General features: G+C 70.1%; 15 protein-coding genes, 1 tRNA gene and 3 pseudogenes. 11 read left to right on the forward strand and 8 right to left on the reverse strand.

The genetic code is table 11. The features are described 5' to 3' along the window. Positions 1 to 3 precede the first annotated feature (3 nt). On the forward strand, positions 4 to 675 hold the full coding sequence (phoP, locus tag ACZ562_RS16795; protein WP_004000192.1) for a two-component system response regulator PhoP: 672 nt from the start codon (positions 4 to 6) through the stop codon (positions 673 to 675). An 82-nt stretch (positions 676 to 757) separates the two neighbouring features. Here the strand turns inward: phoP and ACZ562_RS16800 are convergent, their stop codons facing one another. Beyond that, positions 758 to 1,384 (reverse strand): copper chaperone PCu(A)C domain-containing protein, encoded by a 627-nt coding sequence (locus tag ACZ562_RS16800; RefSeq protein WP_471179126.1) that lies wholly within the window; start codon positions 1,382 to 1,384, stop codon positions 758 to 760. A 622-nt stretch (positions 1,385 to 2,006) separates the two neighbouring features. Between ACZ562_RS16800 and ACZ562_RS16805 the strand changes: the two genes are divergently transcribed. The 6 genes from ACZ562_RS16805 (at position 2,007) to ACZ562_RS16830 (ending at position 8,537) form a co-directional block, all read left to right on the forward strand. Further along, positions 2,007 to 2,489: a CarD family transcriptional regulator gene (locus tag ACZ562_RS16805; protein ID WP_003953493.1), complete on the forward strand. Its 483-nt coding sequence runs from the start codon at positions 2,007 to 2,009 to the stop codon at positions 2,487 to 2,489. Positions 2,490 to 2,781: 292 nt separating this feature from the next. Next, the gene (gene ispD / locus ACZ562_RS16810; protein WP_471179128.1) at positions 2,782 to 3,570 is read left to right on the forward strand and encodes a 2-C-methyl-D-erythritol 4-phosphate cytidylyltransferase; all 789 of its coding nucleotides are present in this window, start codon (positions 2,782 to 2,784) and stop codon (positions 3,568 to 3,570) included. After that, the gene (gene ispF / locus ACZ562_RS16815; protein ID WP_471179131.1) at positions 3,560 to 4,057 is read left to right on the forward strand and encodes a 2-C-methyl-D-erythritol 2,4-cyclodiphosphate synthase; all 498 of its coding nucleotides are present in this window, start codon (positions 3,560 to 3,562) and stop codon (positions 4,055 to 4,057) included. Before ispD ends, ispF begins: the two co-directional genes overlap by 11 nt. An 83-nt stretch (positions 4,058 to 4,140) precedes the next feature. Continuing rightward, positions 4,141 to 5,541: a cysteine--tRNA ligase gene (gene cysS, locus ACZ562_RS16820; RefSeq protein ID WP_471179133.1), complete on the forward strand. Its 1,401-nt coding sequence runs from the start codon at positions 4,141 to 4,143 to the stop codon at positions 5,539 to 5,541. A 110-nt stretch (positions 5,542 to 5,651) separates the two neighbouring features. Then, entirely contained in the window at positions 5,652 to 6,593 is a 942-nt protein-coding gene (gene rlmB / locus ACZ562_RS16825) for a 23S rRNA (guanosine(2251)-2'-O)-methyltransferase RlmB (RefSeq protein WP_471179136.1), read from the forward strand. 117 nt (positions 6,594 to 6,710) lie between these two features. After that, complete coding sequence (locus ACZ562_RS16830; protein WP_471179138.1) at positions 6,711 to 8,537, forward strand: DoxX family protein; 1,827 nt, start codon at positions 6,711 to 6,713, stop codon at positions 8,535 to 8,537. Positions 8,538 to 8,701: 164 nt separating this feature from the next. On the opposite strand, the gene ACZ562_RS16835 is transcribed toward ACZ562_RS16830, so the two are convergent. The 3 genes from ACZ562_RS16835 to ACZ562_RS16845 form a co-directional block, all read right to left on the reverse strand. After that, positions 8,702 to 9,433, reverse strand: coding sequence for a nucleotidyltransferase family protein (locus tag ACZ562_RS16835; protein ID WP_471179141.1), 732 nt, complete (start codon positions 9,431 to 9,433; stop codon positions 8,702 to 8,704). Positions 9,434 to 9,527: 94 nt separating this feature from the next. Next, on the reverse strand, positions 9,528 to 9,983 hold the full coding sequence (locus tag ACZ562_RS16840; protein WP_471179144.1) for a hypothetical protein: 456 nt from the start codon (positions 9,981 to 9,983) through the stop codon (positions 9,528 to 9,530). Positions 9,984 to 10,229: 246 nt separating this feature from the next. After that, positions 10,230 to 11,366: an ABC transporter ATP-binding protein gene (locus ACZ562_RS16845; RefSeq protein ID WP_471179146.1), complete on the reverse strand. Its 1,137-nt coding sequence runs from the start codon at positions 11,364 to 11,366 to the stop codon at positions 10,230 to 10,232. Between the two features lie 229 nt (positions 11,367 to 11,595). On the opposite strand from ACZ562_RS16845, the gene ACZ562_RS16850 reads away from it, so the two are divergent. Then, positions 11,596 to 11,669: transfer RNA gene (locus ACZ562_RS16850), tRNA-Thr, on the forward strand. Between the two features lie 72 nt (positions 11,670 to 11,741). Here ACZ562_RS16850 and ACZ562_RS16855 read toward each other — a convergent pair. Together ACZ562_RS16855 and ACZ562_RS16860 are read right to left on the reverse strand one after the other, a co-directional pair. Beyond that, positions 11,742 to 11,924: an IS3 family transposase gene (locus ACZ562_RS16855; RefSeq protein ID WP_471179149.1), complete on the reverse strand. Its 183-nt coding sequence runs from the start codon at positions 11,922 to 11,924 to the stop codon at positions 11,742 to 11,744. Between the two features lie 139 nt (positions 11,925 to 12,063). Beyond that, positions 12,064 to 12,485: pseudogene (locus ACZ562_RS16860) on the reverse strand (IS3-like element ISMyma3 family transposase); the annotation flags it as partial. 223 nt (positions 12,486 to 12,708) lie between these two features. Between ACZ562_RS16860 and ACZ562_RS16865 the strand changes: the two are divergent. From ACZ562_RS16865 to ACZ562_RS16875, 3 genes and pseudogenes are all read left to right on the forward strand, one after another. Further along, on the forward strand, positions 12,709 to 13,575 hold the full coding sequence (locus ACZ562_RS16865; protein WP_471179151.1) for a PhzF family phenazine biosynthesis protein: 867 nt from the start codon (positions 12,709 to 12,711) through the stop codon (positions 13,573 to 13,575). Positions 13,576 to 13,764: 189 nt separating this feature from the next. Then, positions 13,765 to 13,920 (forward strand): annotated as a pseudogene (locus tag ACZ562_RS16870) (hypothetical protein); the annotation flags it as partial. Positions 13,921 to 13,988: 68 nt separating this feature from the next. Beyond that, entirely contained in the window at positions 13,989 to 14,189 is a 201-nt protein-coding gene (locus ACZ562_RS16875) for a hypothetical protein (protein ID WP_471179647.1), read from the forward strand. 20 nt (positions 14,190 to 14,209) lie between these two features. On the opposite strand, the gene ACZ562_RS16880 is transcribed toward ACZ562_RS16875, so the two are convergent. Together ACZ562_RS16880 and ACZ562_RS16885 are read right to left on the reverse strand one after the other, a co-directional pair. Beyond that, a complete protein-coding gene (locus tag ACZ562_RS16880) occupies positions 14,210 to 14,497 on the reverse strand; it encodes a hypothetical protein (RefSeq protein WP_471179650.1) in 288 nt (95 codons plus the stop codon). A gap of 35 nt (positions 14,498 to 14,532) precedes the next feature. After that, a pseudogene (locus ACZ562_RS16885) lies at positions 14,533 to 14,733 on the reverse strand (enoyl-CoA hydratase-related protein); the annotation flags it as partial. Positions 14,734 to 14,750: the final 17 nt, after the last annotated feature.

Here is a 14,750-nt window from a genome sequence, read left to right on the forward strand (position 1 = left end):
CGAGTGCTCGTCGTCGAGGACGAGGAGTCCTTCTCCGACGCCCTGTCGTACATGCTCCGCAAGGAGGGCTTCGAGGTCGCCGTCGCGACCACCGGGCCCGACGGACTCGACGAGTTCGAGCGCAACGGAGCCGACCTCGTCCTCCTCGACCTGATGCTGCCGGGGCTGCCCGGCACGGAGGTGTGCCGCCAGCTGCGCGGCCGCTCCAACGTCCCGGTGATCATGGTCACTGCCAAGGACAGTGAGATCGACAAGGTCGTCGGCCTGGAAATAGGAGCCGACGACTACGTGACCAAGCCGTTCTCCTCGCGCGAGCTGGTCGCCCGCATCCGGGCCGTCCTGCGCCGCCGCGGCGAGCCGGAGGAGGTCACTCCGGCCGCGCTGGAGGCCGGCCCGGTCCGCATGGACGTGGACCGGCATGTGGTCACCGTCTCCGGCTCGAAGGTGGACCTCCCCCTCAAGGAGTTCGACCTGCTGGAGATGCTGCTGCGCAACGCCGGCCGCGTGCTGACCCGCATGCAGCTCATCGACCGCGTCTGGGGTGCCGACTACGTCGGTGACACCAAGACCCTGGACGTCCACGTCAAGCGCCTGCGCGCCAAGATCGAGCCGGACCCGGGCGCCCCGCGGTACCTGGTGACGGTCCGCGGCCTCGGCTACAAGTTCGAGCCGTAAACCGCCTAGCAGGCCTTGCGCAACGAAGGAAGGGCGGGACCTCGTCACGAGGTCCCGCCCTTCCTTTCTTTCGTACGACTGCTCAGTGGCCGGCGGCCGACTCGGTCGCGGACGCCGACTCGGAAGCCGTGGCGTCGCCCGAAGGCTCCTCGGAGGAGGCCGTGGTCGGCGAGGAGCCGGCACCCGGCGTCTCGGGGACCTCGGTCGGACCCCACGTGGAGAAGTAGCTCTCGGCGGGGACCACGAAGGCGCGCAGGCTCACGTCACCGGTCCTGCTGAAGGTGAAGGTGACCTTCTGCGCGTTGCCGTTCGCGACGGCCGCACCGGGGTTGGCGAGAGCGGCGGAGGCGTTGCCCTTGCCGCCGAGGACGACGGAGCCGCCGGCGGGGACGGTCAGCTTGCCCTTGCCCCCGGCGGGCGTGATCTTCGCGGTGCCGTCGCCCTCGACGCTGATCGCGTCCAGGGTCTGGTCGGTGCTGCCGTTGTTGAAGAGGGTGGCGGAGACCACGGCCGGGCCGGTGGACTCGGCGTCGGGCTGGGTGATGACGACGGCGTTCTGGATCTTGATGTCGCCGACCGAGGTCGCCGCGTTGTCCGGCTTGACCTCCAGGGTCTGGGCGTTGTTGCCGGCCGCGCATGCGGAGAGCGAGGCGATCGAGAACGTGATGGCGGCGGCGGCGAGGGCGCCGCGTCGAAGGCTGCTGCTCACGGCGGCGGCAACTCCTTGACTCGAGCGAAGCGGCCCGTAAAGCCGCGCTAAGTGTCTGTCAGCGGCCTTAGGTTACCGAGCCGTTCCCGGGCCGCCGCACCCGACCCTCCCCCGAAGGGGCGGCTTCGCTCCCCAGGGCGTAGTGCCGGCGCTCAGAAGGGACCCCGGAGTCGCATTGGAGGTGCGCTCGTCCGGCATTCACATAAGTGCTCCGGCATACCGCGGGCATCGCCCCCGAAATTTCCGTGAAGGAATGCGCGACCGCCCTGGGAATTGATCAACGACCGCAAGGCCGGACGTTCCGCGGACTGTCGTGATCAATTCCGGATTCGTCTCGTACCCGACCGCACACACCGAACGGAGTAGCGGAAGTCGCACGCTTGCAACCGGACATATGTGGACGTTCGTCCTCTTGGAGGGGCCTCCGGGTGTGTGTAACGTACGGGTTTCACCTCGCCCGGAGAGCGGCTCCGACCTGCGAATACCTTCTTCCGCTCGGGCCGCGAAGCACGTTCCTGTTGCTGTTGTCAAGCCCCGAGATATGCCCTGACCTGCGAAAACGCCATTCAGAACCCGCAGTTTCCGTGTTACCCTGGATAGCCACGGAAGGGGTACCTGTCACATGACGTTCAAGGTTGGCGACACCGTGGTCTATCCCCATCACGGGGCCGCGCTGATCGAGGCCATCGAAACTCGCCAGATCAAAGGCGTGGACAAGACCTACTTGGTGCTGAAGGTCGCCCAGGGTGATCTGACGGTGCGTGTGCCGGCGGACAACGCGGAGTTCGTGGGCGTGCGTGACGTGGTCGGTCAGGACGGGCTGGACCGGGTCTTCGAGGTGCTGCGCGCGCCGTACGCCGAGGAGCCCACGAACTGGTCGCGTCGCTACAAGGCAAACCTGGAGAAGCTCGCCTCCGGCGATGTCATCAAGGTCGCGGAAGTCGTGCGCGACCTGTGGCGTCGTGAGCGCGAGCGCGGACTCTCCGCAGGTGAGAAGCGCATGCTCGCCAAGGCTCGCCAGATCCTGGTGAGCGAGCTCGCGCTCGCGGAGAACACCAACGAGGACAAGGCCGAGGCTCTGCTCGACGAGGTTCTCGCGTCCTGAACTGACGCCGGCAGCCGGCCCGCTCAGCCCAGTGCACAGTGAAATGCCGCGGTGCCCGATGACGTATTTTCCGTCGCCGGGCGCTGCGGCATGTTCGCGCCCGCACGCCGTACGACGAGGTGGTCCCCGATACTTGGCGTGCCGGGCCCGGGCTGCTTGCCCCGACCGGTGTCACGGAAGGGTCCGGTCAAGGCGTGCGCCCGGCACTCCCCCAACTCTCGGCTTCGCTCGAGCCGGGGGTACCCCCAGGCCATACCCACGTAGGCCGAGCACACAAACCTGACAGGAACCGATGTCTGACGTTTCGCGTCCCTCGCCCGCCGGGGTCCGCCCCCACTCTCGGCCGCGCTCGAGCGGGGGGACCCCCATCGCCGCGGTGATCCCGGCCGCCGGCCGGGGCGTGCGCCTCGGTCCGGGCGCCCCCAAAGCGCTCCGCGCGCTGAACGGCACCCCGATGCTCATCCACGCGGTGCGCGCCATGGCCGCGTCCCGTGCCGTCTCCCTGGTCGTCGTCGTGGCCCCGCCCGACGGGGCCGCCGAGGTCAAGTCCCTGCTGGACGCGCACGCGCTGCCCGAGCGGACCGACTTCCTGGTCGTCCCCGGCGGCGACTCCCGCCAGGAGTCCGTGAGGCTCGGCCTGGACGCGCTGCCCCCCGACTACGACATCGTGCTGGTGCACGACGCGGCCCGGCCGCTGGTCCCGGTGGACACCGTGGACGCGGTCATCGAGACGGTACGGGGCGGAGCCGTCGCCGTGGTCCCGGCGCTGCCCCTCGCCGACACCGTCAAGCAGGTCGAGCCGGCGGCGGCGCCGGGGGAGCCGGAGCCGGTGGTCGCCACGCCGGAGCGGGCGCTGCTGCGTGCCGTACAGACGCCGCAGGGCTTCGACCGGACGACGCTGATGCGCGCGCACGAGACCGTCACGGAGAACGTGACCGACGACGCGAGCATGGTCGAACAGCTGGGGCTGACGGTCGTGGTCGTGCCCGGGCACGAGGAGGCCTTCAAGGTCACGCGCCCGCTCGACCTGGTGCTGGCGGAGGCCGTCCTGGCCCGCAGGAGGCTGAACGATGGCTTCTGAGGCGTTTCCCGTGCTGCCCCGGGTGGGCATCGGCACCGACGTCCACGCCTTCGAGGAGGGCCGGGAACTGTGGTGCGCCGGGCTGAAGTGGGAGGGCGAGGGGACCGGGCTCGCCGGGCACTCCGACGCGGACGTCGTCGCGCACGCCGCGTGCAACGCGCTGTTCTCGGCCGCCGGACTCGGTGACCTCGGGCAGCACTTCGGCACCGGACGGCCCGAGTGGTCGGGTGCGTCGGGGGTGACGCTGCTGACGGAGGCCGCACGCATCGTGCGCGAGGCCGGCTTCCGGATCGGCAACATCGCGGTACAGGTCGTCGGGCCCCGCCCGAAGATCGGCAAGCGCCGGGACGAGGCCCAGAAGATCCTCTCGGAGGCGGCGGGAGCACCGGTCTCCGTGTCGGGGGCGACGACGGACGGGCTCGGATTCCCCGGCCGGGGAGAAGGACTGATGGCGGTGGCCACGGCGCTGGTGGTCCGGGTCGGCTGAGTGAAAGCCGACGCATGTCACGAAAGTGTGCCTTTGGCCGCACGGGGCACCGGGCATCGCCCCGCGCCCACTACCCTGGAGGGGTGACTGTTCGCCTGTACGACACCAGCGCCCGGCAGATCCGTGACTTCACCCCGCTCAGGCCGGGTTGCGTCTCGATCTACCTCTGTGGCGCCACCGTGCAGGCGGCCCCGCACATCGGGCACATCCGCTCCGGCCTCAACTTCGACATCATGCGCCGCTGGTTCGAGTACCGCGGCTATGACGTGACGTTCATCAGGAACGTCACGGACATCGACGACAAGATCATCGCCAAGTCGGCCGAACAGAACCGCCCCTGGTGGTCGATCGGCTACGAGAACGAGCGCGCGTTCAACGACGGGTACACGGCGCTCGGCTGCCTGCCGCCCACCTACGAGCCCCGCGCCACCGGCCATGTGACCGAGATGGTCGAGATGATGCAGGGCCTCATCGAGCGGGGCCACGCCTACGAGGCCGACGGCAACGTCTACTTCGACGTGCGCTCCTTCCCCGGCTACCTGGAGCTGTCCCGGCAGGAGCTGGACAACCTCCTCCAGCCGTCCGGCGACGGGGAGACCGGCAAGCGGGACCCGCGTGACTTCGCCATGTGGAAGTCCGCCAAGCCGGGCGAGCCGACCTGGGCGACCCCGTGGGGGCGCGGGCGGCCCGGCTGGCACCTGGAGTGCTCCGCGATGGCGCACAAGTACCTGGGCAGCGCCTTCGACATCCACGGCGGCGGGCTCGACCTGATCTTCCCGCACCACGAGAACGAGATCGCCCAGGCCAAGGCCTTCGGCGACGACTTCGCCAAGTACTGGGTGCACAACGCCTGGGTCACCATGGCCGGCGACAAGATGTCCAAGTCGCTCGGCAACTCCGTCCTCGTGAGCGAGATGGTCACACAGTGGCGGCCCATCGTGCTGCGCTACTACCTCGGCACCCCGCACTACCGCTCGATGATCGAGTACAGCGAGGATTCGCTGCGCGAGGCCGAGTCGGCGTTCGCGCGCATCGAGGGCTTCGTGCAGCGCGTCGTGGAGAAGGCCGGGGGTGCCGTCGAACCCGCGGCCGAGGTGCCGCCCGCCTTCGCCGAGGCGATGGACGACGACCTGAGCGTGCCGCAGGCCCTCGCCATCGTGCACACCACCGTCCGACAGGGCAACAGCGCGCTGGCCGCCGACGACAAGGAGGCCGCCGTCGCCCGCCTCGCCGAGGTCCGGGCCATGCTCGGCGTCCTCGGTCTCGACCCGCTCGACCCGCACTGGGCGGGCGAGGGCGACCGCGGCGACGATCTGCACGGCGTCGTCGACAGCCTCGTACGCCTCGTCCTGGACCAGCGCCAGGCCGCCCGCTCCCGCAAGGACTGGGCCACCGCGGACGCCATCCGCGACCAGCTCAACCAGTCGGGACTCGTCATCGAGGACGGTCCGCAGGGGCCGCGCTGGAGCCTCGGCCCACGCTGAGACCGCCGTAGTCCGATGATCGATTGTGCCGTCCGGGCCTCCGGGCGGCACACTTCATAGACGTACGTACCCCGCACAGCGTCAGCACGCTTCACACAGACAGGTAGGTCATGGCCGCAAACAACCGCCGCATGTCCGGCAAGAAGGGCGCGCAGGTCGGCAGTGGCGGCCAGCGGCGCAAGGGCCTTGAGGGCAAGGGCCCGACCCCGCCCGCCGAGATGCGCAAGGGACACAAGAAGAACCGCGTCGCCAACGCCAAGGCGAAGCAGACCGTGCGCCGCCCCGCGCCCCGGGGCCGCGGCGGCAAGTCGACGTCCGAGCTCGTCGTCGGGCGCAACCCCGTCGTCGAGGCGCTGCGCGAGGGCGTGCCCGCCTCCACGCTGTACGTCCAGCAGTTCATCGACAACGACGAGCGGGTCCGCGAGGCGCTGCAGCTCGCGGCCGAGCGCGGCGGCATCAACCTCATGGAGGCGCCGCGTCCCGAGCTCGACCGGATGACCAACGGCCTCAACCACCAGGGGCTGGTCCTCCAGGTCCCGCCGTACGAGTACGCGCACCCCGAGGACCTCGCCGACGCCGCCTACGACGAGGGCCAGGACCCGCTGATCGTCGCCCTCGACGGGGTGACCGACCCGCGCAACCTCGGTGCCGTCGTGCGGTCCGTCTCCGCGTTCGGCGGGCACGGCGTCGTCGTGCCCGAGCGGCGCGCGGCCGGCATGACCGCCGGCGCCTGGAAGACGTCCGCGGGCACCGCCGCCCGTACGCCCGTCGCCCGCGCCACCAACCTGACGCGCGCCCTGGAGGCGTACAAGAAGGCGGGCATCGCGGTCGTCGGCCTCGCCGCCGACGGCGAGGCCGAGCTCGGCGAACTGGCGGCCCTGGACGGGCCGGTCGTCATCGTCGTCGGCAGCGAGGGCAAGGGACTGTCCCGGCTGGTGGGGGAGACCTGCGACTTCCGGGTGCGGATTCCGATGCCGGGCGGGGCCGAGTCGCTCAACGCCGGTGTGGCGGCGGGGATCGTCCTGTACGAGGCGGCGCGCCGACGCGCCTGAACAGACGTCCGCCGGGTCACCCGTACGGTTCAATCCCGGCGTACGGGGCAACCTTGACGCGGTCCGGACACATCCGGCGAGTCAAGGCAGTGTCCTAACCACACATCACTCGGTTAGATGAGTGTGGACACCAGAACACCCCGCACACCCACGGGGGACCGCTCGTCGGGATACGACGACGCTCCCGCGCTGAGCATGGTGAAGGTGCCGAGCGATCCGGCGCAGATCATCGTCAATCACGCGAGTTTCCGCGTGCAGCTGGGCGCGTCGACGCGGCGCACCCAATCCCCGCGGATCGCACGGCACTTGAGCGGCGCCGACGGCAGCGCCCGAATCCCCGTCGCGGGCACCGCGGCGGGCAGAGCGGGCGCGCCCGCCGGCGCCCGCCGCCGGCCCGTCGTCTGGAGCGGCAGGTCCGCCCCCGACGACACCGGCGCCCACCGGCTGCTCCAGGCGGCGCGGGGCGGCAGCGTCCGCCACGGCGAGGACCCCGCACCCGACGCGGGAGCCACCCGGGTCATCCCGCGCGTCGACATCGGCGGCGGGTACCACGGCCAGGGCTACGGCGACCTGGACCAGACCGTCGAGAACCCCGTCGTCGGAGCCCAGCGCACCCCGGACCCGACCGGCACCCGGCTCCTGCCGCACATGCGCACCGTCGGCAGCGCCTACGACGAACCCGCCTACGGGGGCGAGCGGTTCGAGGACTACGGGGGCTACGGCGGCTACGGGGGCTACCAGGGCTACCAGGGCTACCAGGGCTCCGAGGACTACACGGACCACCGGGACCATCGGGACCGCCCGGACCACCCCGACCACCCGGACTACACGGACTACTCGGGGTACGCGGACTACACGGACCACTCGGAGACCGGTGAGGCCGCGGCCGAAGACCGGCCCGCCAGGCGCCACGCAGACGACCCGGCCCGGCACGCCTACTACCCGAGCCGCCGGATGAACCTCGGCGTCGTCCTGCTCCCGCTGCGCATCTTCCTCGGCTTCATCTCCATCTACGCCGGCATGGGCAAACTCTGCGACCCGCTCTACTTCGACGGCGGCAAACGCGGGTCGATGGTCAAGTGGCTCAACACCCTGCACCCCTGGGAAGTCGCCGAGCCCCTGCGCCAGTTCGCCCTGCAGCACCCCGTGGGCTCCGGCCTGGTCATCGCCTTCCTCCAGGTCATCGTGGGCGTTCTGACGGTCCTGGGCTGCTGGCAGCGGATCGCCGCCGTGTGCGGCGCGATGCTGTCGGCCGCGTTCATCGTCACCGTCAGCTGGAAGACCGTCCCGGCCTACGACGCCCCCGACATCATCTACCTCGCCGCCTGGTCCCCGCTGATCATCGCCGGCGCCCCCGTCTACTCCGTCGACGGGCGCCTCGCGAGCAGCGCCTGGCGCCGCCTCGGACCCCATTCCGACATCTGGGATCTGCGCCGCTACGTCCTGCGCCGCGGTGCCCTCGTCACCGCCGTCGCCATCGGACTCACCCTGCTCGTCGGCTCGCTGCTCGGCGGCGCCGTCCGCGACGCCGACCGTGTGGTGGTCCCCGGCCCCGGCGAGGCCCCGCGCAACGAACTGCCCGGCTCGCCCCTCCCCGCGAAGCCCGGCAAGCGGAACGAGAAGACCCCGTCGGCCTCCGGCTCACCCACCCAGGGCGCCACCTCGGGAGCGGCCAGTCCGTCGGCCGGCGCGACGACCCCGGCCGCCACCAGCGGCGCCGGGACCGTCACCGGCGGCTCGCCCAGCCAGACCCAGGGCACGGCCGGCCAGGCGCCTCCGCAGCAGTCCTCCCCGGCCGGTCAGGCGCCGAGCACCAGCTCAGGCCCGACCTCCGGCGGTACCGCCACTGGCGGCAGCGGCTCCAGCGGCGGCTCGGGCGGCAACTCCGGCGGCGGAGGCTCGTCCTCGGGCCAGCCGGGCCTGGTGGGCGGCCTGCTGGGGTAGGACAGAGGGCTCTCACGACGAAGGGTCCCGCACCACGAGGTGCGGGACCCTTCGTCGTGAGAGACTGCGGCGCCCCCACAGGGGCACGGGCACCTATTCAGGCGGTTCCGCCGCGCGGGCGCGACAAGCCGCAGACGGCCCGCGCTGTGAACACGGCCGAACCGTCAGCGGCCCAGTGCCGCCAGTTCCTTCGCCGCCTCGGTCAGATCCTTGGCCGTGTCGATGGCACGCCAGTACGAACCCTGCGGAATCGGGAACCCGGCCAGCCGGCGCTCACGCGCCAGGTGCGGGAACGTGGTGCGCTCGTGGTCGCCCCGCTCGGGGAGCAGCCCGGAGAACTCGGGGGAGAAGACGTACACGCCCGCATTGACCTCGTACGTCGTAGGCGGCGCCTCGATGAAGTCCGTGATGTGTCCAAAACCGTCTGTCTTCACCGCGCCCCAGGGAATGCGCGGACGCGCCAGGGCGAGGGTCGCGACGGCGTCGCGCTCGGTGTGGAAGTCCGCCATGTCGCGCAGCGAGAAGCGGGTCCAGATGTCGCCGTTGGTGGCGTACCAGGGCCGGTCCGGGTGGGGGAGGTGCGCGGCGGCGTACTTGAGGCCGCCGCCGCGGCCCAGCGGCTCCGTCTCGACGACGGTCTTGACGCTGAGGGCCAGGTCGGCCGTTTCCAGCCATTTCTGCAGGACGTCGGCGAGGTGGCCGCAGCTGACCACGACGTCCGTCACGCCCTCCTCGGCGAGCCAGGCGAGCTGATGGCCGATGATCGGCGTCCCCGTGCCGGGGATCTCGACCATCGGCTTGGGCCGGTCGTCGGTGTAGGGACGCAGCCGGGAGCCCTGGCCACCGGCCAGGACCACGGCTTGAACGGGGCGGGACGCGGCGTTCGGATCGGTCATGACCGAACTGTACGCGGCGCCCCGCTCGCGGCTTCTTCCGGCAACCGTTCCTTAATCAGGCGTTCTCCGTCCCGAGTGTCGGGGCCCGGGCCGGTCAGCTGCGCGTGGCCGCGACGCCCGCGGCGAAGGACGTGTCGCAGACGGGGCGGGCGTACGACTGGGCGCGCGAGGGGCCGTACACCCGCACCGCGGCGCGGCCGAGGGCGCGGGCGATGGAGACGCAGTGCTCGGCCAGCGACGGGCTGCCGTTGACGGCCTGCTGGAGGTGCGTCAGCGCGACGCCCGGGTTCTTCTCCTGGAGCTCGGTCAGAAGCTGGTCGCGCAGCACGTCCTCCGGCGCGCGGGAGGACGTGCGGGAGGAGGTACCGGCCGCCGAGACGTCGGATGCCGTGAGGACCGAGGTGGAGGGGCTGCCCGACCAGCTGACTCGGGTGACCGCGAGGGTCCCGGAAAGCACCAGGACGACGGGCAGGACGAGGGCGAGCGTGCGGCCGATCCGGCGGGCGGGGCCCCGGCCGCGTTGCGTCTGTTGGTTAGTGGAGTGCTTCACGCGTGTGAGGGTAGCGCGGGGTAATGATTTGGCGACATTTAGTCACCGGTTCGGGGGATGTAGTAGTGCTGCTTTTTGGGTAGGGCGTTGACGCACATGCTCGAAATGACCGGTCTGCCGGGGTATTTGTCGACATCGGTCCACGAGGGTCCACGAGGGCCTGTGTCGCACTACGACGGTCGACAACGAGAAGTGCCCCGCACAGGCTGCGGGGCACTTCTTCGCGTCAGTCGGCGTCAGCGGGCGTCAGTCGGAGAGACGCTCGCCCGTGGAGGTCGAGAACACGTGGATCTCGCCCGGCCGCGGCACGACGTGCAGCCGGGAGCCCTTCTCCGGCACCTGGCGGCCGTTCACGCGGACGACGAGGTCCTTGGTGTCGCCGCCGACCTCGGCGGTGCCGTAGACGTAACCGTCGGCGCCGAGCTCCTCGACGACGTTCACGGAGACCGCGAGACCGGCCGGCGCGTTCTCGGTGTTCTTCGACAGGGCGGAGGCGGCGGCGCCGTTGTGCTCGACCACGTCGAAGTGCTCGGGACGGACGCCGACGGTGACGCTGCGGTCGCCCCTGTCGGCGGCGGCCTTCAGCGCGTCACGGCTGACCGGCACCACGCTGTTGCCGAACGTCACACCGCCGTCGGTGATCGGGACCTCGACCAGGTTCATCGCCGGGGAGCCGATGAAGCCGGCCACGAAGAGGTTCGCCGGGCGGTCGTACATGTTGCGCGGCGAGTCCACCTGCTGCAGCAGACCGTCCTTCAGCACGGCCACGCGGTCGCCCATCGTCATGGCCTCGACCTGGTCGTGGGTGACGTAGACGGTGGTGATGCCGAGGCGGCGCTGGAGCGAGGCGATCTGCGTACGCGTGGACACACGGAGCTTGGCGTCCAGGTTGGACAGCGGCTCGTCCATGAGGAACACCTGCGGCTCACGCACGATGGCGCGGCCCATGGCGACACGCTGGCGCTGACCGCCGGAGAGCGCCTTCGGCTTGCGGTCGAGGTACTCGGTGAGGTCGAGGATCTTCGCGGCCTCCTCGACCTTCTGCCGGATCTCCGCCTTGTTGACGCCGGCGATCTTGAGCGCGAAGCCCATGTTGTCGGCGACCGTCATGTGCGGGTAGAGCGCGTAGTTCTGGAACACCATGGCGATGTCCCGGTCCTTGGGCGGCAGGTGGGTGACGTCGCGGTCGCCGATGCGGATGGCTCCGCCGTTCACGTCCTCGAGCCCCGCGAGCATCCGGAGCGAGGTGGACTTGCCGCAGCCGGACGGGCCGACCAGGACGAGGAACTCCCCGTCCTCGATCTCGATGTCGAGAGCGTCAACGGCGGGCTTGGTGGAACCCGGGTAAAGGCGGGTCGCCTTGTCGAACGAGACAGTGGCCATGATGAATGGACCCCTTCTACCGGCAGGAACGTGCCGGACGATCCGTTGTGGAAGGTGGCGGGCCACGACGGGCGAACCCGGCGTGGCGTAGTCCACGAGAGTGAACTGGATCAGGACGGTACCTGGCGTTCACCTCGTCTGTCAGTACCCCCCGCCCTGTGAACTTCGCGGAAACTTTCGACCGGGGCCCCTGGGACCTGGGTACACTGCACGGGCACACCACGTGCAGGCCTCCTTAGCTCAGCTGGTCAGAGCGCCGCTCTTGTAAAGCGAAGGTCGTCGGTTCGAATCCGACAGGGGGCTCTGTGATCTACCTCTCCATGTGACCCATCTCCCGTCGCGTGTCGTCGCTCACATGGGCCTGGACGTTCATCGTCACCGATCGACGAGATCGGGGGCCCGCTCGGCCTGCCCGCCGGGGATCGTGGTGATGACGCGCTTGCCGCGCACCGCGCCCTGGATGCCGAGCTCGCGCATGAGTAGGCGCTCGACGGTGCAGCGGGCATTTTCGTGGCCCTGCCGCTTCAGCTCGCGCCAGATCTTCGTCCAGCGAACCATCCGACGGCCCCGCCGTCAGCGCCCGGACAGCATCACCAACAGAGTCCCAGCATTGCGTTTAGAGCGCCTGGATCCGTTCTTTGAGCTCCTCGTCGCGCACGGAACGGGCGGAGGGAGTTTCGAGGCGTTTCTTGTGGGCGTAGTACGTGGATGGGGCGATCTTGCAGTCGTGCTCGGTGAGCGTCCTGCAGATCGGCTCGACGCCGCCGAACAGGTGCGGTGCTCGTCGATGAAGCTACGAGCGTGTGCGCGGCCGGTCGAGCTCGGCCGCAAAGAAGATCGCCGCGGCCTTCAGGATCTCGTTGGCCCGCTTGAGTTCGGCGTCCTCCTTCTTCAGTGCCTTGATCTGGGCGGACTCCTCCGTCGTCGTCCCCGGCTGCTGGCCCGCGTCGATGTCGTTCTGCTTCACCCAGTTCCGCAGCGTCTCGCGGAACCGATGTCGAGCTTGTCCGCGACCGCCTGCAAGGCGGCTGTCTCGTTCGGGTAGTCGCCGCGGACCTCGGCGACCATGTGCACCGCGCGACGGCGCAGCCCAAGCGGGTAAAGGGAGGGTCGTGCCATGACTCAATCCCTACTCCTTACGCATGTTGCGTCTCCTCCGACTCCAGGCAGACCTCTGCGGCAGGCCAGTCTCTCGCGATTGGCCATGGTGTGCGGCCTCACCGGGTGCAAAGACTTCTCTCACCTGCCCTGGCCCTGTGCCAGTTGCCACTGACAGGCCGCAAAGTGAGCGGTCTGCTCGACCGTGGTTTCACGTTTCCGTCCGTCATAAGGGAAGGTCAACATGACCCCAGCGACCGGTGTAGATGTTCTGCGTTACGCCGCTTTCACCACCGATCCGGCCGGGGGCAACCCTGCCGGTGTCGTACTCGACGCTACCGGGCTCGATGATGTCGACATGCTCCGTATCGCGGCCGACGTCGGCTATTCGGAGACCGCGTTCCTGACCGGCGGGGTCGGCCGGACCTATGACGTGCGGTACTTCAGTCCGTTGACCGAGATCCCCTTCTGCGGTCACGCGACCGTGGCCGCCGCCGTGGCACTGACCGAGCAGGCGGGCCCCGGCGAGCTGCACTTCGTCACCAAGTCCGGAACCGTGCCGGTCATCACCACCGTGGACGCGACAGGTGCGGCGCGGGCGACGCTGACCAGCGTCGAACCGAGCGTGGACCCGGTGACGGACGTGGACCTCGGCGAAGCGCTTGCCGCACTCGGCTGGGAGGCCGGCGAGCTGGACCCGGCGCTGCCGCCGAGGATCGCCTACGCCGGTGCACGCCACCTGGTGCTCGCGGCGGCCCGCCGTACCCGGCTCGCCGACCTCGCCTACGACTTCGATCGGCTGGGTGCCCTGAGCCGCTCCCTGAACCTGGCTACAGTGCACCTGGTGTGGCGTGAGCCGGGGACCCACACCTTCCATGTACGGGACCCGTTCCCGATCGGCGGTGTCATCGAGGACCCCGCCACAGGCGCCGCGGCTGCCGCCTTCGGCGCATACCTCCGCGACCTTGGACAGGTCGGCCCTTCGGCCGAACTGGTGCTCCTCCAGGGGGAAGACATGGGCCGCCCCAGCATCATCGAGGTGCGGTTCACCGAGGGTGATGCGCGCATCCGGGTCAGTGGAGCCGCTGTACGCTGTGCCCCGATGGCTTAGCTTGACTCTGTCGGGGATCTTGGAGTTTCGGGGTGCGGCAGCATGGTCAACAGGCATGCTCGGGTAGTTCCGACACCAATGCAGTCGTCGAGGTGCCCGTTGTCCCTGCGCCCGCGTTCCGGTGAGCACGTCCCGCCTCTGACCGTGGTCGCGCGGGCGAGTAACCCGGGTGGCACGACGGCGATATGAGTGCGCGACCAGCCGGACGGACTGTGGCGTGACGAGGACTTCGCCGACTGGTACCCGCGTGACAGGGATCCGGGTCTCTCGCCTGCTCAACTGGCTGCCGTCCGTGTCCTGCAGTTCCTGCTCGGCCTGTCGGAGCGGCAGGCCGCCGAGGCGGTCCGCTGCCGCATCGACTTCAAGTACGCCACGGCCATGGAGCTGGACGACCCCGGCTTCCACCACCCAGCGTGCCGGCCGACTACCGAGACCGTCTCGCCGAAGGCGACCGCGCCGACCGCTGCCTCGACCTCGCACTGGCCCGCCTCAAGGAGGCCGGCCTCGTGCGGGAACGCCCCACGCAGCGCACCGACTCCACCCGAGATGCGGCGCCGGAGCGTCCCCGCAACGGCTTCATCACCGGCACCGGGCGGATCCCGGCCCCGGCGTGACGTCACCGCTGACGGCAACCTCAGTGGTCGGCTCGTTCGGCGAGCGCCTTGAAGCCGCGCAGGGTGGCTTCCATGTTGGTGCCTAGCTCCGCAAGCCGGGAGGTCAGAATTGCCTCCTCGCGCTCCGGCATGCGCTCGATTGCCTGGCTGAGACCGGAGCGCCCCGGCCCGATCCGGGCGAACTGCCGCAGCCTGGTTCCGGTCCCCTCCGGCTCGAGCTCGAAGCGCCATGTGGCCATCGGCGTCGCAGGGTTCGGGGTCGGGTCGCCGAACCGGCCGTCCGGATCAACCACCGCCCAACCGAACACGCGCTGCTCCTCCAGGTCGACGACATTCCGGCGTGTTCCTTGAGATCCTGGGCGACGCAGAAGTGCTTGCCGCGCCCCGTGATCAGGGCTGCCCGTACCCCACCGCGTGCGGTGTCCGTGGTGAGGCGTCGCGCCGCCATGAGGAGTGCGCTGCGCATGTGCGCGTCGAGCGCATTGCCTGGGGCGGGTCCTCGCAGCTCGATGACGGCCACGGCATCGGTGACGTCGTACGCCACCCCGTAGGGGCAGGGTG

The sequence above is a fragment of the Streptomyces sp. NPDC040410 genome, assembly GCF_055595715.1.

What these genes read in the sequence shown, in the direction of transcription:
- ACZ562_RS16855 (WP_471179149.1), bottom strand. Translation starts at nt 11,924, where the DNA reads ATGGTTCGCTGGACGAAGATCTGGCGCGAGCTGAAGCGGCAGGGCCAC.
- ACZ562_RS16835 (WP_471179141.1), bottom strand. Translation starts at nt 9,433, where the DNA reads ATGACCGATCCGAACGCCGCGTCCCGCCCCGTTCAAGCCGTGGTCCTG.
- ACZ562_RS16805 (WP_003953493.1), top strand. Translation starts at nt 2,007, where the DNA reads ATGACGTTCAAGGTTGGCGACACCGTGGTCTATCCCCATCACGGGGCC.
- ACZ562_RS16845 (WP_471179146.1), bottom strand. Translation starts at nt 11,366, where the DNA reads ATGGCCACTGTCTCGTTCGACAAGGCGACCCGCCTTTACCCGGGTTCC.
- ispD (WP_471179128.1), top strand. Translation starts at nt 2,782, where the DNA reads ATGTCTGACGTTTCGCGTCCCTCGCCCGCCGGGGTCCGCCCCCACTCT.
- ACZ562_RS16830 (WP_471179138.1), top strand. Translation starts at nt 6,711, where the DNA reads ATGAGTGTGGACACCAGAACACCCCGCACACCCACGGGGGACCGCTCG.
- ispF (WP_471179131.1), top strand. Translation starts at nt 3,560, where the DNA reads ATGGCTTCTGAGGCGTTTCCCGTGCTGCCCCGGGTGGGCATCGGCACC.
- rlmB (WP_471179136.1), top strand. Translation starts at nt 5,652, where the DNA reads ATGGCCGCAAACAACCGCCGCATGTCCGGCAAGAAGGGCGCGCAGGTC.
- ACZ562_RS16865 (WP_471179151.1), top strand. Translation starts at nt 12,709, where the DNA reads ATGACCCCAGCGACCGGTGTAGATGTTCTGCGTTACGCCGCTTTCACC.